At 35.7% G+C, this 21,165-nt stretch carries 19 protein-coding genes and 1 pseudogene; 19 read left to right on the forward strand and 1 reads right to left on the reverse strand.

Annotation, left to right across the window (positions count from 1 at the left end):
• Positions 1 to 7: 7 nt before the first annotated feature.
• The 6 genes from Q5O73_RS01305 to Q5O73_RS01330 are packed head-to-tail and all read left to right on the forward strand — an operon-like array spanning position 8 to position 6,267.
• Complete coding sequence (locus Q5O73_RS01305; protein ID WP_302668871.1) at positions 8 to 1,303, forward strand: MmgE/PrpD family protein; 1,296 nt, start codon at positions 8 to 10, stop codon at positions 1,301 to 1,303.
• A gap of 10 nt (positions 1,304 to 1,313) precedes the next feature.
• A complete protein-coding gene (locus tag Q5O73_RS01310; protein WP_021952346.1) occupies positions 1,314 to 2,207 on the forward strand; it encodes a hypothetical protein in 894 nt (297 codons plus the stop codon).
• A 2-nt stretch (positions 2,208 to 2,209) separates the two neighbouring features.
• A complete protein-coding gene (locus Q5O73_RS01315; protein WP_302624277.1) occupies positions 2,210 to 3,355 on the forward strand; it encodes a sugar-transfer associated ATP-grasp domain-containing protein in 1,146 nt (381 codons plus the stop codon).
• Between the two features lie 7 nt (positions 3,356 to 3,362).
• The gene (locus Q5O73_RS01320) at positions 3,363 to 4,610 is read left to right on the forward strand and encodes an ATP-grasp domain-containing protein (RefSeq protein ID WP_302668872.1); all 1,248 of its coding nucleotides are present in this window, start codon (positions 3,363 to 3,365) and stop codon (positions 4,608 to 4,610) included.
• A 1-nt stretch (position 4,611) separates the two neighbouring features.
• Positions 4,612 to 5,742 carry an HpcH/HpaI aldolase/citrate lyase family protein gene (locus tag Q5O73_RS01325; RefSeq protein WP_302624275.1) on the forward strand — a complete coding sequence of 377 codons (1,131 nt, stop codon included), beginning with the start codon at positions 4,612 to 4,614 and terminating at the stop codon, positions 5,740 to 5,742.
• A 9-nt stretch (positions 5,743 to 5,751) separates the two neighbouring features.
• Complete coding sequence (locus Q5O73_RS01330; RefSeq protein WP_302668873.1) at positions 5,752 to 6,267, forward strand: fumarate hydratase C-terminal domain-containing protein; 516 nt, start codon at positions 5,752 to 5,754, stop codon at positions 6,265 to 6,267.
• A gap of 25 nt (positions 6,268 to 6,292) precedes the next feature.
• Here the strand turns inward: Q5O73_RS01330 and Q5O73_RS10585 are convergent, their stop codons facing one another.
• Positions 6,293 to 7,303 (reverse strand): acyltransferase family protein, encoded by a 1,011-nt coding sequence (locus Q5O73_RS10585; RefSeq protein WP_368074789.1) that lies wholly within the window; start codon positions 7,301 to 7,303, stop codon positions 6,293 to 6,295.
• A 23-nt stretch (positions 7,304 to 7,326) separates the two neighbouring features.
• Between Q5O73_RS10585 and Q5O73_RS01335 the strand changes: the two genes are divergently transcribed.
• The 13 genes and pseudogenes from Q5O73_RS01335 to Q5O73_RS01395 all read left to right on the forward strand — a co-directional run.
• On the forward strand, positions 7,327 to 8,235 hold the full coding sequence (locus Q5O73_RS01335; RefSeq protein ID WP_302668874.1) for a fumarate hydratase: 909 nt from the start codon (positions 7,327 to 7,329) through the stop codon (positions 8,233 to 8,235).
• A 14-nt stretch (positions 8,236 to 8,249) separates the two neighbouring features.
• A complete protein-coding gene (locus Q5O73_RS01340) occupies positions 8,250 to 9,392 on the forward strand; it encodes a DegT/DnrJ/EryC1/StrS aminotransferase family protein (RefSeq protein WP_021952339.1) in 1,143 nt (380 codons plus the stop codon).
• Positions 9,393 to 9,589: 197 nt separating this feature from the next.
• The gene (locus Q5O73_RS01345; protein WP_302668875.1) at positions 9,590 to 11,581 is read left to right on the forward strand and encodes a hypothetical protein; all 1,992 of its coding nucleotides are present in this window, start codon (positions 9,590 to 9,592) and stop codon (positions 11,579 to 11,581) included.
• Positions 11,582 to 11,655: 74 nt separating this feature from the next.
• Positions 11,656 to 12,732 carry an acyltransferase gene (locus Q5O73_RS01350; RefSeq protein WP_302668876.1) on the forward strand — a complete coding sequence of 359 codons (1,077 nt, stop codon included), beginning with the start codon at positions 11,656 to 11,658 and terminating at the stop codon, positions 12,730 to 12,732.
• On the forward strand, positions 12,725 to 13,255 hold the full coding sequence (locus tag Q5O73_RS01355; RefSeq protein ID WP_302629387.1) for a VanZ family protein: 531 nt from the start codon (positions 12,725 to 12,727) through the stop codon (positions 13,253 to 13,255). Before Q5O73_RS01350 ends, Q5O73_RS01355 begins: the two co-directional genes overlap by 8 nt.
• 88 nt (positions 13,256 to 13,343) lie before the next feature.
• Positions 13,344 to 14,240: a glucose-1-phosphate thymidylyltransferase RfbA gene (rfbA, locus tag Q5O73_RS01360; RefSeq protein ID WP_302629386.1), complete on the forward strand. Its 897-nt coding sequence runs from the start codon at positions 13,344 to 13,346 to the stop codon at positions 14,238 to 14,240.
• A gap of 12 nt (positions 14,241 to 14,252) precedes the next feature.
• A complete protein-coding gene (gene rfbB / locus Q5O73_RS01365; RefSeq protein ID WP_302668877.1) occupies positions 14,253 to 15,281 on the forward strand; it encodes a dTDP-glucose 4,6-dehydratase in 1,029 nt (342 codons plus the stop codon).
• 3 nt (positions 15,282 to 15,284) lie between these two features.
• Positions 15,285 to 16,175, forward strand: a complete 891-nt coding sequence (gene rfbD / locus Q5O73_RS01370; protein WP_021952334.1) for a dTDP-4-dehydrorhamnose reductase — start codon at positions 15,285 to 15,287, stop codon at positions 16,173 to 16,175.
• Positions 16,162 to 16,764 carry a dTDP-4-dehydrorhamnose 3,5-epimerase gene (gene rfbC / locus Q5O73_RS01375; RefSeq protein WP_021952333.1) on the forward strand — a complete coding sequence of 201 codons (603 nt, stop codon included), beginning with the start codon at positions 16,162 to 16,164 and terminating at the stop codon, positions 16,762 to 16,764. Before rfbD ends, rfbC begins: the two co-directional genes overlap by 14 nt.
• A 53-nt stretch (positions 16,765 to 16,817) precedes the next feature.
• Positions 16,818 to 17,918, forward strand: a complete 1,101-nt coding sequence (locus Q5O73_RS01380; RefSeq protein WP_302668878.1) for a glycosyltransferase — start codon at positions 16,818 to 16,820, stop codon at positions 17,916 to 17,918.
• Positions 17,915 to 19,102 (forward strand): glycosyltransferase, encoded by a 1,188-nt coding sequence (locus tag Q5O73_RS01385; protein WP_302668879.1) that lies wholly within the window; start codon positions 17,915 to 17,917, stop codon positions 19,100 to 19,102. The genes Q5O73_RS01380 and Q5O73_RS01385 overlap by 4 nt, the downstream gene beginning before the upstream one ends.
• Before the next feature lie 75 nt (positions 19,103 to 19,177).
• Positions 19,178 to 20,314 (forward strand): glycosyltransferase family 1 protein, encoded by a 1,137-nt coding sequence (locus Q5O73_RS01390; protein ID WP_021952330.1) that lies wholly within the window; start codon positions 19,178 to 19,180, stop codon positions 20,312 to 20,314.
• A gap of 420 nt (positions 20,315 to 20,734) precedes the next feature.
• Positions 20,735 to 21,165: pseudogene (locus Q5O73_RS01395) on the forward strand (transposase); the annotation flags it as partial.

Consider the following 21,165-nt stretch of genomic DNA (forward strand, 5'->3'; position numbering starts at 1 on the left):
CTTATAAATGAACGTTACTGATTTAATGTTAGATTACATTATAAAAAAATCCAATAGTGACATAGGCGATGAGGTGTATTTAAAGGCAAAGCAGTGCCTTATTGATTATATCGGAGTAACCTATGGAGGAGCCTGGGAGAATGTAAATATTATAAAAGAAGTATGTGGGTCAGAAGAAACATCAGGCAACGTTAAAATCTGTGGCACAGAAATATCAACAGATACGTTAAAGACTGTTTTTTTTAATGGATTTAATGCTCACACTATGGAATTAGATGATGGAAGCCGCTTTGGAATGATTCATTTAGGAGCAGCAGTTATTTCGCCACTTGTTGCCATGGTACAAAAAGAAAGCATAGATTATAACAATTTCCTGAAAGCAATAATAATGGGATATGAAATGGCAGTAAGATGCTCCGTTGCAATGCAGCCGGAACATAAAAAAAGAGGATTTCATACATCAGGAACCTGTGGAACACTAGGGGCGGCAGTGGCAGTGGCTGTGGCACGGGGATATAACAGGGAACAGTTAAAATCAACCATATCAGCAGCAGCAACCAGCGCGGCAGGCGTGTTGGAAATACAGGAAAACAGCTCACAGCTAAAGCCCTATAATTTAGCCCACGGAGCCATGTCCGGATTTATGGCGGCGGAAATGGGGAAAACAGCAATTTTAGGACCTGATGATATACTTGGAGGGAAAAGAGGTGTTTTCCGCTTATTAGGAAATGACATTAATTTAGATTGTGTTAAGGAAACGGACTATTTTGAAATAGAGAGAATATACGTGAAGCCTTATGGGGCGTGCAGACATTGTCATACAGCAATTGAGGCAACTCTTGAGTTGAGAAATAAAGTAAAGAACACTAAGGACATTAAAGAAATAAATGTTTATACATATAAATTGGCAATTTTAGGACATAATCATAAAAAAATACAGGGAAAAAGTTCAGCCAAATTAAGCATACCCTACAGTGTGGCAAGTGCAATGATTTTAGGAAAAAGTGATATAGCGGCATTTGAGGAGAAAAATATAAATAATAGTGACATTTTACAGCTTACCGGAAAAGTAAATGTTTTTGAAGATGAAGAGTATACTAAAGAAGCTTCAAACAAGAGAATTTCCAAGGTAGAGGTAATTATGGAGAACGGAGAAAAACTTTGCAAAGAGGTACAATATGCAAAGGGAGACCCGGAAAATCCTATGAGCCACAGGGAAATAATTGACAAGTTTAACTATATGATGAAGTGGTGTGGCAAAGAAGATAAAGGAAATTTTATTTTAAATAAATTGGAAAGATAGGAGAGAAGTTATGAAGGAAACCAGAGAATTTTTGAAGTCAATAGGAATGCCGGAAGGGGATGCTTATGACCTTCCTACATCTGAGAAAAGATTCCATGATGGAGGACAGTACCGTTTTGAGGTACCGGGAATACAGAGCCCTAAAGTAATGGAAGCATTGCTGGATGAAATGGACAAGTATCAGATAAGTTTACATAGAGTAACCCAGACAAAGGGTATTATGATGTTGACAGATAATGAAATAATGGAAATGGTAAAACTGGCAAAGGATTACGGAACGGACTTGATTCTGGCAATAGGTCCAAGAGCCACAACAGATACAAGTGCCTCAGTAAACACCCCGGAAGGTGTAAGAATGGGATACAGACTTCGTGGTCAGGAACAGATTGTAAGAGCCGTGGAAGACGTAAAAAGGGCAGCAGCCTTTGGATGCCGTTCATTTTTAGTATATGATGAAGGATGCTTATGGCTTCTCAATGAAATGAGAAAAGCAGGAGAAATACCGGCAGATTGCCATTTTAAGATTTCAGCCCATGCAGGACACGGAAATCCATGCTCAGCTAAGTTACTTGAATCCATTGGAGCTAACTCAATTAACCCTGTAAGAGATATCCAGTTACAGATGCTTGCAGCAATGCGTCAGGCAATAGACATACCTATTGATATTCATACTGAAAATCCTAAGTCAACAGGAGGCTTTATAAGACATTACGAAGTGCCTGAAATGATAAGAATTGCAGCACCTATTTACTTAAAGACAGGAGGCTCTGTGGCAAAAACACATAGCTGGGACAGCTCAGAAGCAGATGCAAAGCAGAGAGCAAAACAGGTGTCACTGGTTAAGAGAGTTATAGACGCATATTATCCTGAGGCAATACAGTCACCGAAAGGAAGTATAAGATAGAAATGATTAGGAAGAAGCTTAGAGAAATAAAAATTGCAGCCAGTCAGCCCGGAGGATTAAAACGCAAAATAAAATATTATCAATTTGCAAAATTGGCAAGAAAAAATGGTGTAATTGATTTTAGAGTTGACAGAATAGCAAAGGAATATCTTCATGATTACTTTGATTATCAGGGCGAAACAAAGGAAACAAAGGAATGGGGATATAAACGTGGCATTCCTTCATATAAATTAAAATATTATGGAATGACAAAGGATAATTACAGAGATTATATATCTGATTTCGACTTTTACAATAAAGAAAATTACAGAAACCGTGATTTTGAGTCGTGGTTTGAAAATAAACTCAGTACATATTACCTGCTAATGCCTTTTAAGTCACACATGCCACGGCATTATTGGTATGCCAGGGACAAGGAGTTTTTACCACTAGATGTAGAAAACAAAAAAAACGGTTCCGTAAAGGATATTATGGATTTAATAAAAACTGAAAAGGTCATAGCTGCAAAAGCTGTTACAGGGGGACATGGGATTGGTTTTTATAAACTGCAATATGACAATGGAAAGTTTTATGCAAATAACAGTCAGATTGAAGAAAGTAAAATGACTGAATTAGTAAGAGGATTAGACAATTATATTATTACAGAATATGTGAAGCCGCATAAACATTATGAAGAATTATGCGGAAAGGATGCATTTGCGGTAATCAGAGTATTAATGATTTATGATAAAGAGGAAGGCTCAAAATTTACGGCATCATTAATACGTCTGGGCTGTAAGGAAGCCGGTGTAGTAACGGATTATCACGGAACAATATATTGTGGATTAAAATTAGATAACGGTGAAAGCTTCAAGCCTATATATAGGGAAGATGATGATACATTTATTCCCTGCCCTACACATCCGGACACAGGGAAAAATCTAATTGGTGATATTGTTCCTGATTGGGATGAATTAAAAAGATTTGTCACGGAAATATCAGAGTATATTCCAATGACACCATATTTAATAATGGACATTGTGCCTACGGATGACGGATTTTCCATATTAGAAATTAACAGCCATGGCCAACTTAGAATTTTAGAACCGTTTTATCCTTTTTTAAAGAATAAATATAATAGAAAAATATTCAAAATAAAAGAGAGATAGTATAGATATGAATGAAAAAAAAGCCATAGTTTTAGGAGGTACTGCACCTCATGCAATGCTGATAAATAAACTGAAAAAGAGAGGGTATTATGTAATACTTGTGGATTATCTTAAGGAATCCCCGGGAAAAAAGGTTGCAGATAAACATATATGTGAAAGTACCCTGGATTTAGATAAGGTTTATGATATAGCAAAAAGAGAAAATGTTAGTCTTGTAATAAGTACATGTATTGATCAGGCAAATCTTACATGCTGTTATGTGGCAGAAAAATTAAATCTTACAAAGCCATATACGTATGAAACGGCACTGGATGTCACAGATAAATCCAGAATGAAAGGGATAATGGTTGACAATCATATTCCAACTGCTGAATATATGGTTTATCATAATTTAGAGGAGATTGACTGGAAAAAAGTAACATTCCCTTCTGTTGTAAAGCCTGTGGATTGCAACAGTTCTAAAGGAGTGCATAGAGTTGACAATATAGACGAGGCAAAAAAATATGCTGCAGAGGCTATTGGTTTAAGCAGAACAAAGACCGGATTAATAGAAAAATTTAACAGTGGAAATGAAATTCAGGTAGACTGCTTTGTTACAGATGAAAAAGTTGAAGTTATTATGACAAGGCAAAAGCAAAAAATAATTGCTGAAAACGGAATGGTACTTCAATCTTTCGGTTCTATTGTTCCGGCACCGTTATCTGATGCATTAATGAAGGAGGTTGAAGACATTGCAAACAAAATTGCCAAGGGTTTTAAATTAAAAAATACACCGTTTTTCTATCAGGCTATTGTTTCAGAGGATAATCATATAAATGTTCTGGAATTTGCCCCAAGAATTGGTGGAGGCTTAAGCTATTATCTTATAAAAATGGTTACAGGTTTTGATATTGTGGAGGCTGCCATAGATTCATTTTTGGGAAACAAGGTTATTATAAACAAAAAACGGGCAAAAAAGGTGTATTCTACAAACCTGTTATATATGCACCCGGGAGTTTTTCACCACATTGAAGGTTTTGAGAAATTAAAAAAGGAAAACATTATTAAGGACTTTTTTGTAAATAAGGAAACAGGTGATGTTATTGACGCTGATATAAGAAGTGGAAACAGGGTAGGTTCTTTTATTATAGAGGCAGATGACTATAACGAACTTTATAAAAAAGCTGCAATAGCATTTGATAACATAGAGGTACGCTCTCCTGAAGGAGAACCTTTATTAAATAGAGAAACATACATTATAAAAAAAGAGGATTAAAATGAGACATCAATTATATAATCCGGAATTTAAGTTTTATAAAGAACCGGAAGAATTTAACAAGTACACAGATATTTCAATGCTTAAATATTGCTTGGGGGCAACAATGTACATGCCGGGAACAAAGGATTTCGCCCAGGCTATTATAGACAGGAAACATCCGGGACTTACTACAATGGTGATGTGTTTTGAGGATGCATGTGAGGAGTCAAAGGTTCCCCAGGCAGAAGAAAATTCCATACACCTGTTGGATGTAATTAGTGAAAAAATGGAGAAGGGAGAGCTTACATATAAAGATATTCCTTTGATATTTTTCAGGGTACGTTCCGTTGAACAGTTTAAGCATTTTAGTTCCATGTTAAAGCCTGAGCATATAAAGGTTATAGCAGGTTTTAATTTCCCTAAATATAATAGTCTTAATGGAAGACAATACTTAGAGCATTTAAAATATTTAAATGAAAAGTTTGGGGAAATAATATATGGCATGCCAATAATTGAGGACAGCCGTGTGGCATTCAAGGAAACCAGAATGGATGAACTTATGGCTGTAAAGGAAATTATGGACGAATATAAGGACCTTATACTGAATGTCCGTGTAGGGGGGACAGATTTTTCTTCATGCTTTGGACTTAGAAGAGGAATTGACTATACAATATATGACATTATGACTGTAAGGGACTGTCTGATGGATATTTTAAACGTCTTTACAAGATTTAATGACTATACGGTTTCAGGGCCGGTATGGGAGTATTTTAGGGCAAGTAAAGACATGAAGTTTAAGGAATTACCGGAAGTTAGTCTTCAGGATACATTACTTAAGAGAACAACCCTGGTAAATAATGCCGTAGACGGTCTTTTGAGAGAACTTCTTCTGGATCAGGCAAATGGATTTATGGGAAAGACATGTATACATCCTACCCATCTTCCATATATAAATGGAATGCTTGCAGTAACAAAGGATGAGTATTTAGATGCCTGTCAGATATTAGATGCCAAAGGTGGAGTTTTAAAGGGAAGCAAAGGAATGAATGAGGTTGGACCTCATCACAGATGGGCTGAAAAAATTGTAATGAGAGCAAAAGCTTACGGTGTAATAGAAAACGAGCAAAGTTATTTTGAACTGTTTGGATAAGGTGATAACATGAATAATGAAGTAAAGCGGATACATACGCCATTAGATGACGAAGTAATAAAATCATTGAAGCCGGGAGATATGGTTCTGTTGTCAGGAAAAATATATTGCGGCAGGGATGCTGTTTTGCCTAAAGTATGTAAACTGATAAAAGAAAACAAACTGGGAGATACAGATATAAATTTGATGGGAAATGTGATTTTTCATACTGCTGTAAGTCCTGCGGGAGTTGGACCTACATCCAGCAATAAATTAGAAATTGAAAGTAGTTTTCCATTGCTGTCTAAGGCGGGAGTTAAAGTGCATTTGGGAAAGGGTGCCGTTGGAAAAGAAACAATAGAGATATTGAAAAAGTATAATTCGGTATATGCGGTAATTCCACCGGTTACGGCGTTACTTGGTGAAAATACACTAAGCAGGAAGGTAATTGCTTTTAGCGAACTGGGAATGGAAGCTTTGTATGAATTGGAAATCAGGGACTATCCTATTATTATTGCAGCGGCTCATGGTGAAAGCATATATTAAAAGGCATATGATACCTATGCTTTTTTCAACGGTTTTTTAAAAAATGCATTATGTAATTGCAAAGCTTTGTCAATATATAGGCGGAAATCATACATAGAACATACATACCCATTAAAAGAAATACAGAGCCGGTAAAGGATATATTTGAAAAATTGCCTAAGACTCTAAACAATAATTGGTGATGTAATAAGAATATTCCATAAGATATGTAACTTACAAAAGTACATGATTTAGAAATATACTTATTTTTCATAATAATATTGCCAAAATAAAAGGCGAGTACAAAGAGAATATAGCCTAACAGATGAATGACAAAATTATTGGGGATAAGGCTGAATTTTATTAAAATGAATGGTACAGTCAGTATTGTAAGGATAATGACTTTTCCAGCATTAAGAAAATTCATTATATTTACATAATATTTCATAAAAAGCATACCCAACCAGAAGCTTATAAGGCAGGATATGAGATTTAAAAAATTATGTATGGTAAAGAAATCCGTGTAAACTTGCCAAATGTGTAAAAGCACGAGAATACAGGTGGTAAGTATCGGTTTTGACAGAAACTTTAAAAATAACGGGTATAAAATATATAAAAAAATTATGGCACCAAGAAACCATTCTCCTAAGAGATAGTAATTAGGTATTTTATACAAAAAATATCCATCCATTCCTAACAGTGTTAAAATCATGGAAAAAGGTTTTCCGAGATAAAACAGAGAATGGTTGCTTACGGCAGTGGGAATATAGAATATTAAAAACGCCATGTAGAACATAGGAAAAATACTTTTCCAACGTTTTACATAAAAGCTTTTGTAGGACATTATTGTTGAATTGTTTTTATACAAAAGTGCACCTGAAAGCATAAAAAACATAGTGACAAAAACTAACCCCCAGTTTCCGTTGGCAAAACGATAAAGTATATGAGGGTTACAATTGATATTATAATATATAAGCGTGCAGGAAAAATGGTAGGTGACTACTCCTAAAGTGCACAGGGCACGGAGAAAATCTGCACCGGGTAAATGCTTTGGCATAATAAACTCCTTTAAATTTTATAATGAAAATTATATCATATAATAAGATAATTAGAAAGCATAGAGGTACATGGTATATGTATGACGAAAAAATAGTTACAAAGGTATGTGACACATTGGTAAAAGCAGGCTCTACATTCCTTGGAGATAAAAAAGAAGCATATAAAAAGGCAATAGCTAAGGAAACTAATGAGCAGGCAAAATGGACAATGGAAAAAATATTGGAAAATGCCTATGTTGCAGAAAAAAATCAAAGTCCGTTATGTGATGATACAGGTATTCCCCATTTGGTTTTAGAAGTGGGACCGGGTAAAGCCATAACCGGTGAAATGATTGAGTCCATTAAAGAAGGCGTGAGATGTGGTCTTAGAAAGCTTCCGGGACGACCAATGGCAATAAAAGGCAATGACAGCCAGAGAATAGACCAGTCCCAGGGGTTAGAGGATGACCCGGGAATGTTAGAGGCGGCACCTATACTTATTAGAAATATTAAAGAGGATAAAATTAAACTTAACATATTAATGTTTGGAGGAGGACCGGCTATACGAGGCAGAACTTACAGGGTTTTTCACAAACACGATACCAATGTTGTATTAGATGAAATTGTGTCATGGGCTAAGGAGGCAACAAAGCAGTTAGGCTGTACCCCATGTACATTGGGAGTAGGAGTTGGACGTTCTAACTATGAGGCAGCTTCAATGATGTTAGAAGCTTTGGTGGATGGCACATATGACAGACAAAGTCCTATGGAAAAATACATTACTGAAAAGGTTAATGAAGAGAGAACCGGACCTTTAGGTCTGGGAGGGGACACCACAGTGCTTGCCACATTTATGAAGGTAGGTCCACAACGTGCCAGCGGAGTCCGTGTGGTATGTTTAAGACCATGTTGTTGCTTTGAACCGAGAATTGCTTCAGTAGAATTAGACTAATTAGGGAGGAATTAATGGACAAAAAAATTTTAGTGACAAGATCATCCATGCCGCCTTTTGAGGAATATGCAGATGAAATAAAGGATATGTGGGACACCCATTGGCTTACTAATATGGGTGTAAAGCACAAGCAGTTAGAAAAGGATCTGGCAGATTATCTTGGGATATCAAAAGAGAATATTGCATTGTTTGTAAACGGTCATCAGGCATTAGAATGTATTTTGGAAGCTTTTCAGTTAGGAAAAGAAAAGAATGCATGGGGAGAACCTAAAAATGAGGTAATTACAACACCATTTACTTTTGCATCAACTACCCATGCCATTGTGCGCAAGGGGTTAAAACCGGTATTTTGCGATATTAAGGAAGATGATTACACCCTTGATCCGGACAAAATAGAAGCATTGATAACAGACAGAACCTGTGCAATAGTTCCGGTTCATGTATATGGAAATCTTTGTGACACGGAAAAAATTGAAAAGATTGCAAAGAAACATAATCTTAAGGTGATTTATGATGCGGCTCATGCCTTTGGCGTGGAAAAAAACGGGGTAAGCAGTGCAATATTTGGGGATGCCTCAATGTTCAGCTTTCATGCCACTAAGGTATTTAATACTATAGAAGGCGGCGCGGTATGCTTTAAGGATTCATCTATGAAGAAGGTATTAAACGAATGGAAGAACTTTGGCATTACAGGTCCGGAAACTACTGAATTTATAGGTGGAAATGCCAAAATGAATGAATTTGCGGCGGCTATGGGAATCTGTAATTTAAGGCATCTAGACCATGAGATAGAGAAGAGAAGACGGGTTTTTGAACAGTATGTTAAAAATCTCTATGGAGTTGTAGGAATAAAACTGAACCTTGGTCAAAACGCAGTAAAAAGCAACTATGCTTATTTTCCGGTTTTATTTGACAAAGATAAATTCGGAAAAAGCAGGGATGAAGTATTTGATTTGCTGGCAGAACATGGAATTGGAGCAAGGAAATATTTCTATCCTTTAACTAATTCTTATGAATGTTATGAGGGAATGTTTGATGTTAAAGATACTCCTGTGGCTTATAAAGTATCTTTACAGGTGCTTACATTACCAATATATTCAGATTTGAAAATAGATGACGTAGACAGGATTTGTGAAATTATTCTAAATAATTGTTAAAACAAATAATGAAAAATATATAAAATGTGCATATATAAATTGATAAATAAAAAAACATGAAACATAGGTGTTATATTTTTACCAAGGTACTCATATTTTTTTGTGAAAAATTTATATTTAAGTCTTTAAAAAAATTTGGTAATATGGTAATATAACTCATATGGTTATGTCCGAGTTAAAAGGAAGGAGAAGGTATAATGAAGAAATTTTTAGCAATTTTATTCTCGGTAGTGGTAACATTAGGCGCGATCACAGTTTTGGGGGCAAACGTAAATGATCCATATGAATTCGACGGAGACGTTATAACTAACCCGTTCTGGTGGTTATATACAACGGAAGCTCCAGAGACACAAACAGAACCGACTACAGTTGGAGCAAACTGGGTTTTGGTAGGACAGAATTCAAACAATAATTACTACTATGACAAAGCAAACATGACAGTTAATGAGGTGGTTAGCATTCAGCAGCCTGGATGGGCGTCTGAGTTAGGTATTTACTTTAACGTATCTGAAGCAATCACAAGTGTAACAGTAAACGGCGTTTCACAGAACGTAGCATCAATTGACGGAGCAGGTGCAGTAGTATACTTATCAGCACTTACTCAGGATGTAAACGAAGTTATTGTTAAGTATGGTAACAATACAGCAAAAGTTTTATTTAAGAAGGAAGCACTTTCTGAAACAGAAGCTCCAACAGAGAAGCCAACAGAAGCTCCTACAGAGGCTCCAACAGAGAAGCCAACAGTAGCACCTGTTGAGCTAAAGATTACAAGCCAGCCACAGGATGTTATGGTAAAAGCCGGAACAACAGTTAACTTTAACATTAAGGCACAGGGTGAAGGTCTTAAATATCAGTGGCAGGTAAGCAGTAGCAATGGTGAAAGATGGGGTAACACAAGTCTTGCAGGAAACAAGACAACAACATTAACCCTTACAGCGGCTGCTAATTATGATGGAAGATTATACAGATGTATCGTAACAGACAAATACGGAAAAACAGTTACATCTAATGCAGCTAAGTTATCCATTGAAAAATCACAGGCAACTTTAAAGATTACAGGCCAGCCACAGGACGTTAAAGCAGAAGTTGGAAGCACAACAAGTGTTTCAGTAAAGGCAGAAGGTGAAGGTCTTAAATATCAGTGGCAGGTAAGTAGTAGCAATGGTAAAAGATGGGGTAACACAAGTCTTGCAGGAAACAAAACAACAACATTAACATTTACAGTTTTAAGTAACTATGAAGGAAGATTATTCAGATGTATCGTAACAGATAAGAATGGAAATACAGTTACATCTAACGCAGCAAAGGTTTCATTAGGAAGCTTACAGACAGAACTTAAGATTGTAAAACAGCCGGAAGATGTTAAGGCACAGGCTGGAAATACAGTTACATTTAAAGTTAAAGCACAGGGAACAGGTCTTACATATCAGTGGCAGACAAGCAGCAGTAATGGTGCAAAATGGGGCAACACAAGTCTTGCAGGAAACAAGACAGCAACATTGTCATTTACAGCACCTGCTAACTACGATGGAAGATTATATAGATGTATAATTACAGATGCAAACGGAAAAACAGTTACATCTAATGCAGCTAAGCTTTCATTTAGTTCAACAACAGGAACAGTTAAGATTACATCTCAGCCAACAGATGTTAAGACAGGCGTTGGAAAGATTGTATCATTTAAGGTTGTAGCAGAAGGCGTAGGACTCAAGTATCAGTGGCAGACAAGTAGTAGCAATGGTGCTAAGTGGGGTAATACAAGCCTTTCAGGAAATAATACAGCATTGTTATCATTCTCAGCACCAGCTACATATGATGGAAGATTATATAGATGTGTAATTACAGATGCTAAAGGAAACACAGTTGTTTCTGAAGCAGCTAAGCTTTCAATTGGTGAAGCTACAGGTGATTCTATTATAATCAATGCTCAGCCAAAGGATGTATCAGTTGCAGCAGGTAGCGCTACATCATTTATTGTAGAAGCTACAGGTGAAGGACTTACATACCAGTGGCAGGTAAGTAGTAGTAATGGTGAAAGATGGGGTAACACAAGCCTTGCAGGAGCTAAGACAAACATTTTACAGCTTGTAGCACCATCTAATTACAACGGAAGACTTTACAGATGTGTAATTACAGATAAGAAGGGAAATACTGTAATAACAGATGCAGCAAAGTTAACTGTTAGATAATTTGTTTAAAATTCACAGAATATAAAGGGAACTTGAAAAAGTTCCCTTTTTTTTGGAAAAAAGAGAGAATGTAGATGAAAGAAAGAAATTCGAATTTAGAGTTATTAAGAATAATAGCAATGTTTATAATTGTTGCACATCATTATGTTGTGAATTCAGGCATAGTTAGTTTGTATGACTTCAATAATATATCCTTTAATATGATTTTTTCACAAATATGGGGATTTGGTGGAAAAATGGCAATAAACATATTTGTGCTTATTAGTTGTTATTTTATGTGTACATATAAATTAACATGGTTGAAAATACTTAAGTTATATTTGGAAATTAAGTTTTATTCAGTCTTAATATTTATAATATTCGTTTTAACGGGATATACAGAATTGAATATTAAAAATCTTTACAAGTTGATATTTAACGTGGCTAATAGCGTGGAAGTGTCTTTTACAGGATCTTTTATGGCATTTTATATTTTGATTCCATTTTTAAATAGAGCAATAAAAAGTTTATCACAAGCTATGCATGCAAAAATATGTTGTGTGTTATTGATTTTATACATGGGAATTTCTACTTTTATATTAACAAATGATACCTGGAGTTATATAGGATGGTATGTTACACTTTATTTTGTTGGTTCATTTTTGAGATTGTATCCAAATAAATATACGCAACAGATTAAATATGCTCTGCTTACATTATTATATTCTCTAGCTTTGCTATTTACAAGTATTGTGGTGGTAGATTACATTGGAAGCAGATTGGGATTCTACGATTATTACTATTTATGCAATGACAGCCATAAACTGTTAGCTTTTATATGTGCATTAAGTTTGTTTATGTTGTTTAATAATATTGACATAAAAAACAGTAAGATAATAAACAGTGTTGCAGGAACAACTTTTGGTGTGTTTTTAATTCATACCCGAGGTGATGCCATGAGAAAGTTTTTATGGAATGATTTGTTCAAAAATACTAAATACTATAATTCTAATTTATTCGTAGTGCATGCAATTGTCTGTACAATATTGGTGTTTGTTGTATGTGTATGTATAGATAGTTTAAGAAAAAAATATATTGAGAAACCATTATTTACAAAATTAAGTAGAATAGAGGTTTTGCAGAGGGAATGTTTTACAGAAAAAAATGAGTAAGTTAGTAATAGAGCAATTTATTAAGCATATAGAATCATTGGTGTTTCAGGTCTTAAAGGTCATTCCTATTGGAATTGGATTTGGAATACTTACAGTTATAGTGATGCAGGTATATGAGAAAATATCAGGAAAAAATATAAAAAGGAAAACAAGGTACATATTTATCTTAATATATCTGGCGATGGCTTTATATATGACCTTATTTTCCAGAAAAATAGGAAGTATAAGTAAAATTGACCTGATTCCATTTAACACCGCAGGTGGTGTCAGGTATATAATTTTATATGCCATTGCCAATGCTTTGGTGTTTATACCTCTTGGGACATTACTCCCTTTTGTGTGGAACAGGGCAAAGAACGTTAAAGTATGCGTTCTTATGGGGTTTTTAATGAGTCTGTTTATTGAAACAATGCAACTGATTTTGTGTTGTGGAGTAGTTCAGACAGAGGATTTAATAATGAATACCTTAGGCACGTACATAGGTTATATATTATACCACGTAATAAAAAACAAGAGGGCATGAAGTGCTCTCTTTAATTGACTATTGAAAGCCTATTTTATAAATGATAAAATATTATAGAATAATTATTTAAAAACAAAGGAAGTCAGATATGAAGGGAATTATTTTAGCAGGTGGTTCAGGAACGAGACTGTATCCACTGACTATGGTAACATCAAAGCAGTTGTTACCTATATATGACAAACCGATGATTTATTATCCGTTGTCAGTTCTTATGACAGCAGGAATTAGAGATATAATGATAATATCCACGCCGGAAGACACACCGAGATTTAAGGAATTATTGCAGGACGGAAGCCGCTTTGGCATTAATTTAACTTATGCGGTGCAGCCAAGCCCTGATGGATTAGCACAGGCATTTATTATAGGTGCAGATTTTATTGGTGATGACAGTGTTGCCATGATTTTAGGTGATAATATATTTACAGGTCATGGACTAACGGAGAAGCTTAGAGATGCGGCAACCATAAAAAACGGTGCTAAGGTATTCGGTTATTATGTAGATGATCCGGAAAGATTTGGAATTGTGGAATTTGATGAAAATGGACGGGCTATATCCATTGAAGAAAAGCCGGAACATCCAAAGAGCAATTATTGTGTAACAGGGCTTTATTTTTATGACAATAAAGTGGTTGATTATGCTAAGAGATTAAAACCTTCTGCCAGAGGTGAACTGGAAATAACAGATTTAAATGCAATGTATCTTAACAATAATGAATTAGATGTGGAATTGTTAGGACAGGGATTTACATGGTTAGATACGGGAACTCATGAGAGTCTGGTGGAAGCTACTAACTTTGTAAAGACGATGGAAGAACATCAGCACAGAAAGATAGGATGCCCTGAGGAAATCGCATATTTAAATGGCTGGATTTCCAGGGAAGAGGTTATGCAGGCATATGAAATGATGAAGAAAAATGAGTATGGCAGATACCTTAAAGATGTTGTTGATGGAAAATACATAGAAATGTTAAAGGAATTAAGATAAGGAAAAAGAATTATGAATATAATAGTTACAGGTGGAGCAGGATTTATTGGAAGTAATTTTGTATATTTAGAATTAGAGAAGCATCCGGAGGACAGAATTATATGTCTTGACAAGCTTACATATGCAGGAAATCTTGCAACATTAGAAGAAGCCATGAAGAACCCTAACTTTAGATTTGTTAAGGGAGATATTGCAGATAAGGAATGTGTTGAGAAATTATTTGAGGAGGAGCATCCGGATATTATTGTAAACTTTGCAGCTGAGTCTCACGTAGACCGCTCAATTGAGGCTCCGGGAATTTTCCTTAAGACAAATATAATGGGAACGCAGGTGTTAATGGATGCCTGCAGAAAATATGGAATAAAGAGATATCATCAGGTATCAACAGATGAAGTATATGGGGATTTGCCTTTAGACAAACCTGATTTATTCTTTACAGAGGAGACTCCTATACATACATCATCACCTTATTCAGCGTCAAAGGCAGGTGCGGATTTGCTGGTAATGGCATATCATAGAACTTTTGGGCTTCCTGTTACAATAACAAGATGTAGCAATAACTATGGACCATATCATTTTCCGGAGAAACTGATTCCACTTATTATTTCGAGAGCTTTGGCAAATGAAACATTGCCGGTATATGGAAAAGGTGAAAATATAAGAGACTGGCTCTATGTAAAGGATCACTGTAGTGCCATTGATTTAGTAATAAGAAATGGCAGAGAGGGAGAAATATATAATGTAGGCGGTCACAACGAAAAGAGCAATTTGGAAGTTGTAAAAACAGTAATTAAGCAGCTGGGAAAACCGGAAAGCCTTATAACTTTTGTAACAGACAGACCGGGACATGACATGAGATATGCAATTGACCCTACAAAAATACATAATGAGTTGGGCTGGCTGCCGGAAACTAAATTTGAAGACGGAATAAGAATGACCATTGACTGGTATTTAAATAACAGAGAATGGTGGGAAAATATCATAAGCGGAGATTACCGCAATTATTTTGAAAAGATGTATGTTGAAAAGGACAGAGCATAGAAGATGAAGGTACTGGTAACAGGAGTAAAAGGTCAGCTGGGATTTGACCTTATGAATGAGCTGAAAAAAAGAGGTCATCAGGCAGTAGGTGTAGACGTGGAAGAAATGGACATCACTGATGAGGTGGCAGTTAATAAAATAATAAAGGAAATTAATCCTGATGTGGTTATTCACTGTGCAGCATGGACGGCGGTGGACGCTGCGGAAGATGAAGAGAATGTACCAAAGGTAATGGCTGTAAATGCTACAGGTACTGAAAACATTGCCAAGGTGTGCAACGAAATTAATTGCAAAATGGTTTACATAAGTACAGACTATGTATTTAACGGTCAGGGAGAGACTCCGTGGCAGCCGGAGGATGAGAGAAATCCTCTTAATGTGTACGGAAATTCAAAATATTTAGGTGAACTGGCTGTACAAAAGTATATGGAAAAGTACTTTATAGTGAGAATTGCATGGGTATTTGGTATTAACGGAAAGAACTTTATTAACACAATGCTTAATCTGGGACTTACCCATGACAGGCTGACGGTGGTTTCTGACCAGGTAGGAACCCCTACTTATACCTATGATTTGTCCAGGTTGTTAGTAGATATGGCAGAAAGCGATAAGTATGGCATATATCATGCAACAAATGAAGGTGGTTACATCAGCTGGTATGATTTTACAGTGGAAATAATGAAGCAGGCTGCTAAATATAATGATAAGTATAGTAAGGTGGAGGTTTTACCGGTAGGAAGTGATATGTATCCCGCTAAAGCCAAAAGACCGTCTAACAGCAGAATGGATAAATCAAAGCTTAAGAATCAAGGCTTTGAACCACTGCCGGATTGGAAAGATGCACTTTCAAGATATTTACAGCAGAAAATGGAGATAGAAAATGGGACAAATTAAAGTAACGAAATGTGATATAGAAGGTTTATGTGTGATAGAGCCTACAGTTCATGGAGATGACAGAGGATATTTCATGGAAACCTACAATTTAAACGATATGAAGGAAGCCGGACTTGACATGGTTTTTGTTCAGGATAATCAGTCTATGAGCACAAAGGGTGTTTTAAGAGGATTACATTACCAGAAGGAATATCCTCAGGGTAAGTTAGTAAGAGTTATAAAGGGAACGGTTTTTGACGTGGCTGTGGATTTAAGAAGAGATTCAAAGACATATGGCAAGTGGTATGGTGTGGAACTGTCAGAAGAAAACAAGAAACAGTTTTATATTCCTGAAGGATTTGCCCATGGATTTCTGGTGCTGTCAGATGAAGCAGAGTTTTGCTACAAGGTAACGGATTTTTATCATCCGGGAGATGAAGGTGGTCTTGCATGGAATGACCCTGAAATAGGCATAAAGTGGCCTAAGGTAATAGGGGAATATAGTGGAAGTGCATCACCTAAAGGGTATAAAATGGAAGATGGAACCCTACTTAATCTAAGTGACAAGGATAAACAGATGAAAGGGTTTAAGGAAACATTTAGATTTTAGTATAAAATAGTATTAAGTCACCTGAAAATTTTGACTTTAAATGAGGATAATACATGAATAAAAAGAAAAAAGTTTTACATTTAGTTGAGGCTATGGGTGGGGGAGTATTTACATATTTAGCGGAATTAGCCAATGGCATGAGCGATGAATTTGATGTATCCATTGCTTTTGGTATGCGAAAAGAAACGCCGGAAAACTATGAGGACTATTTTAATGAGGGTATTAAACTTATTAAGGTTGAGAACTTTACCAGAAGTTTAAATGTGGTAAAAGACATTAAGGCATATATTGAATTAAGAAAGATTGTAAAAAAAGAAAAGCCGGATATAATTCATCTTCATTCATCTAAGGCGGGAGCACTGGGAAGATTGCTTGTGGGAACAGGAAAAGCAAAGATGTTTTACACCCCTCATGGTTACAGTTCCCTAATGGAAAATGAGTCAGGGATTAAACAACAGATTTATAAAACTATGGAAAAAATCCTTGGAAAAAGAAAATGCCTTACAGTGGCATGTGGAAAAAGTGAGTGGGAGCAAAGCAGGATAGTTACCAAAAATTCCACATATATTAGCAATGGAGTAAACATAGACAAACTTAATGCTAATTTGATTAATGCTAATGAGCAGAATTTAGAGGATTTTAATATAAAGAAGAATGTTTTTACGGCCTATACCGTAGGAAGGATTAATTACCAGAAGTGGCCGGAATTGTTTAACGAAATTGCACAAAAATTGCCGGAAATGCAGTTTGTATGGATAGGTGATGGGGATATGCGTGATAAGCTGACGGCTGACAACATAGTTATTACAGGCTGGCTGGAACATAAAGAGGCAATGGAATTAAGCACAAAGTTTGATGCGTTTATTCTGGCTTCGAGATATGAAGGGTTGCCTATTTCACTGTTAGAAGCAATGTATATGAAAAAAGCCTGTGTGGTTAGCAATGTAGTGGGAAATCGTGATGTAATAAAGAATGATTATAATGGTTACATTTGCGATGAAACAGATCAGTTTGTAGAGGCGTTAAAAGACATAGAAAAGGGAAACAGTGACAAGCTGATAGAACAGGCATATTCAGATATATTAAATGAGTTTAACAGCAAGTGCCTGTGTAATAAATATAAAGAAGTATATAATGAAAGTAGAAGCAAATGAAGAAAATAAATGTTCTTGTGCTGATAACTGTCATGGATAGAGCCGGGGCTGAAACCATGATGATGAATTATCTTAGAAATATTAATAGGGAAAAAATTCATATGGATTTTCTCATAAACAGAGAACAAAAAGCTGATTATGAGGACGAAATAGAAAAATTAGGTGGCAGGATTTATCATATGTGTCCTATATATCCGGGCAAATTCTACAGATATAAAAAGGAATTCAGGAATTTCTTAGAAGAACATTCGGGATATGGTGTTATTCATTCAAATCTTGAAGAAAGAAGTTACTTTGCCTTTAAAATTGCAAAGAAAATGGGAATCCCCGTAAGAGTTGCCCATGCTCATTCGGCTCCGTGTGGTCGTAATATGAAAATGATTATGAGGCTGTATTTTAGAAGGAAGCTTCAGAAGTATTGTACGCACAAAGTGGCATGTGGTGAAAAAGCGGCAAAATGGCTTTTTGGAAGTGATGCAGACCTGGTAGAAATGGAAAGTTTCGTAAAGGGAGAAAAACATTCAAAAAATACTGTGGTTTTAATGAAGAATGCCGTTGACACTGATAAGTTCAGTTATTCAACAGATGTAAGGGAAAAAGTACGAAAAAAAATGAAGATAAGCAGAGATACTTTGGTTATTGGACATGTAGGCAGATTTACACATGATAAGAACCAAAGTTTTTTAATTGATATATTTAAAAATGTTAATATCCTCAATAAAAAATCCGCAATGATGTTAATAGGTGGAGGGAAACCTAAAGAGGAAATTAGCTATAAAGAAGAAATTGAGAGAAAAGTGCAGCAGTCAGGACTTAAGGGCAAAGTTAAGCTTTTAGGGGTAAGGGAAGATATAAATGAGCTGATGCAGGCAATGGATATATTGGTGATGCCTTCTAGAACAGAGGGATTTCCGGTGACATTGGTGGAAGCACAGGCGGTGGGACTTTGCTGTTTAGTTTCAGATGCCGTGGGCTATGACATAAATATGACAGAAAAAATCCAGTATAAATCATTAGAAGAGGATGCTTCTCAGTGGGCACAAAAAATATTATCCATGACAGCCGATGGTCAAAATCGGGAAGCTGAAAGCATCCTAATGAAAGAAAAAGTGATTGAGAGAGGATATGAAATAGCGGATGCAGCTAAGGATTTAGAGGCATTTTATGAGTACCTTGCCGGATAAAATATATTGTGACAAAAGCAGGATGAATGAAGTTATTGAAAATTGCAGTAAAAGATAAAAAGGGAGCAGAAATACATGGAACCAATTCACGTTTTAGTGCTTGATACGGTTATGGACCGTGGTGGGGCTGAAGCTATGATTATGAATTATATGAGAAATATAGATAGGGATATCATTAAATTTGATTTTCTTACAAACAGGGATTACAGGGCTGCATACGAGGATGAGATAGAGCAGCTAGGTGGTAAGATTTATCATATGTGCCCTATGTATCCGAAATATTTTAGGCAATATAAAAAGGAAGTTTATAACTTTTTAAAAGAACATCCGGAATATAAAATTGTACATTCAAATCTTGAGGAGAGAAGTTATTTTCCGTTAAAAGAAGCAAAAAAAGCAGGGGTTCCTGTAAGAATTTCCCATTCCCACAACCGCCCATTGGGAGTGGATTTGAAACTGATTATGAGGTATTATTTCAGGTTTATGCTTAAATACTATAATACTCATATGTTTGCCTGTGGTATTGAGGCGGGGGACTGGCTTTATGGAAAGAAAAACAGAAATAATGTTATTATAATGAAGAATGCCATTGACGCAAATCAGTATAGATATAATGAAGAAACTCAAAACCGTATGCGGGAAGAACTGGGAATTTCAGGTAAAAAGGTTATAGGTCACGTTGGACGTTTCTTTCCGCAGAAGAATCATACTTTTTTAATTGATATATTTAAAGCTGTTCATGACAGAGATAAGAATACGGTGCTTCTTTTAGTAGGTGGCGGAGAGGCAGATGATACTTTAAAAAATCAGATTCGCCATAAAGTAAAGGATTTAGGTCTGGAAGACTCAGTAAAGTTTTTGGGAGTAAGGGAAGATGTGGAAAAAGTGGTGCAGGCTTTTGATGTGTTCCTTCTGCCATCACTTTTTGAAGGATTGCCGGTGACTATGGTGGAGGCACAGGCAGCAGGCTTACCATGTGTAATTTCAGACAAGGTTCCTATACAATGTGATATTACAGGAAATGTCAAAGTTGTATCCTTAGAGGAGGCTCCTGAAAAATGGGCAGAAGTGATTGATGATGTGCTTAAAAATTTTAAGAAAAAAGATACATATGAAACAATAGTTAATGCCGGATTTGACATTAAGGAAAATGCAAAGTGGTTGAAGGATTTTTATGTGGAGGCGCTTAAAGAAGCCGGAGAAAATAATTAGAAAATGAAAAAGTAGAAAATCCATGTGGGAGATGGCTCGTACATGGATTTTTTGTTTGCTGATAATTACTGAATACATAGAGGTGGCAAAAAAATTAGACAATTAAGTGTTTAAAATGTCTATAGATAACAAAATGACACTTATTGTAGAAAAAATATATTAAAGATAAAGTATAATATAAAAACAACTTGACAATGCAACAAAACATATATAATATAATAAATGTAAGATGTAAATAAAATACTACAAAGTAAGAACGGATAAATACAAATTGAATATTTGAGCAGGCGCAATGGTGGTTTGTACTTTATGATGTTTATATTGTGCTATTGTAATTTTTTTACATCCGGTGTATACTATAAAAAGAATAAGAGAAACTAATAGTATACACCTCGAAATATTAAAGGAAAGGGGTGTTATATGGGAAACAAGGATATAGCAACCAAGAAGTACATGTCAGATAATGTGAGATTTGCAGATGTGTTTAACTATGCCATATATGGGGGAAAGCAGATTATAAAACATGACATGTTAAAGGAAATCAGTGCAGAAGAACTGTTATTAATGGAAGGGGAGAATGGAAAGCTAATTACAAGGGACAGAGTAAGGGACTTAGAGAAGATGTGTGTCATAAAGAAAAGCGGTAACATTGTTTACATGCTTTTGGGAATTGAAAACGCATCCAATGTACATTATGCCCAGCCGGTAAGAAACGGCCTGTATGATTTTATGGGGTACGCCGACCAGGTGGAGAGAAAATCGAAGGAAAACAGAAGAAAGAGAAAACTAAGGGATAACAGTGAATTTTTGTCAGGGCTTAAGAAAGAAGATAAGATAGCCGGAATAATAAC

The sequence above is a fragment of the Eubacterium sp. AF15-50 genome (assembly GCF_934835595.1).
GTDB lineage: Bacteria > Bacillota > Clostridia > Lachnospirales > Lachnospiraceae > Eubacterium_G > Eubacterium_G segne.

Excerpts from the sequence above, each read along its gene's own strand:
- Q5O73_RS01305 (WP_302668871.1), top strand. The coding sequence starts at position 8 with ATGAACGTTACTGATTTAATGTTAGATTACATTATAAAAAAATCCAAT.
- Q5O73_RS01310 (WP_021952346.1), top strand. The coding sequence starts at position 1,314 with ATGAAGGAAACCAGAGAATTTTTGAAGTCAATAGGAATGCCGGAAGGG.
- Q5O73_RS01315 (WP_302624277.1), top strand. The coding sequence starts at position 2,210 with ATGATTAGGAAGAAGCTTAGAGAAATAAAAATTGCAGCCAGTCAGCCC.
- Q5O73_RS01320 (WP_302668872.1), top strand. The coding sequence starts at position 3,363 with ATGAATGAAAAAAAAGCCATAGTTTTAGGAGGTACTGCACCTCATGCA.
- Q5O73_RS01325 (WP_302624275.1), top strand. The coding sequence starts at position 4,612 with ATGAGACATCAATTATATAATCCGGAATTTAAGTTTTATAAAGAACCG.
- Q5O73_RS01330 (WP_302668873.1), top strand. The coding sequence starts at position 5,752 with ATGAATAATGAAGTAAAGCGGATACATACGCCATTAGATGACGAAGTA.
- Q5O73_RS10585 (WP_368074789.1), bottom strand. The coding sequence starts at position 7,303 with ATGCCAAAGCATTTACCCGGTGCAGATTTTCTCCGTGCCCTGTGCACT.
- Q5O73_RS01335 (WP_302668874.1), top strand. The coding sequence starts at position 7,327 with ATGAAAATTATATCATATAATAAGATAATTAGAAAGCATAGAGGTACA.
- Q5O73_RS01340 (WP_021952339.1), top strand. The coding sequence starts at position 8,250 with ATGGACAAAAAAATTTTAGTGACAAGATCATCCATGCCGCCTTTTGAG.
- Q5O73_RS01345 (WP_302668875.1), top strand. The coding sequence starts at position 9,590 with ATGAAGAAATTTTTAGCAATTTTATTCTCGGTAGTGGTAACATTAGGC.
- Q5O73_RS01350 (WP_302668876.1), top strand. The coding sequence starts at position 11,656 with ATGAAAGAAAGAAATTCGAATTTAGAGTTATTAAGAATAATAGCAATG.
- Q5O73_RS01355 (WP_302629387.1), top strand. The coding sequence starts at position 12,725 with ATGAGTAAGTTAGTAATAGAGCAATTTATTAAGCATATAGAATCATTG.
- rfbA (WP_302629386.1), top strand. The coding sequence starts at position 13,344 with ATGAAGGGAATTATTTTAGCAGGTGGTTCAGGAACGAGACTGTATCCA.
- rfbB (WP_302668877.1), top strand. The coding sequence starts at position 14,253 with ATGAATATAATAGTTACAGGTGGAGCAGGATTTATTGGAAGTAATTTT.
- rfbD (WP_021952334.1), top strand. The coding sequence starts at position 15,285 with ATGAAGGTACTGGTAACAGGAGTAAAAGGTCAGCTGGGATTTGACCTT.
- rfbC (WP_021952333.1), top strand. The coding sequence starts at position 16,162 with ATGGGACAAATTAAAGTAACGAAATGTGATATAGAAGGTTTATGTGTG.
- Q5O73_RS01380 (WP_302668878.1), top strand. The coding sequence starts at position 16,818 with ATGAATAAAAAGAAAAAAGTTTTACATTTAGTTGAGGCTATGGGTGGG.
- Q5O73_RS01385 (WP_302668879.1), top strand. The coding sequence starts at position 17,915 with ATGAAGAAAATAAATGTTCTTGTGCTGATAACTGTCATGGATAGAGCC.
- Q5O73_RS01390 (WP_021952330.1), top strand. The coding sequence starts at position 19,178 with ATGGAACCAATTCACGTTTTAGTGCTTGATACGGTTATGGACCGTGGT.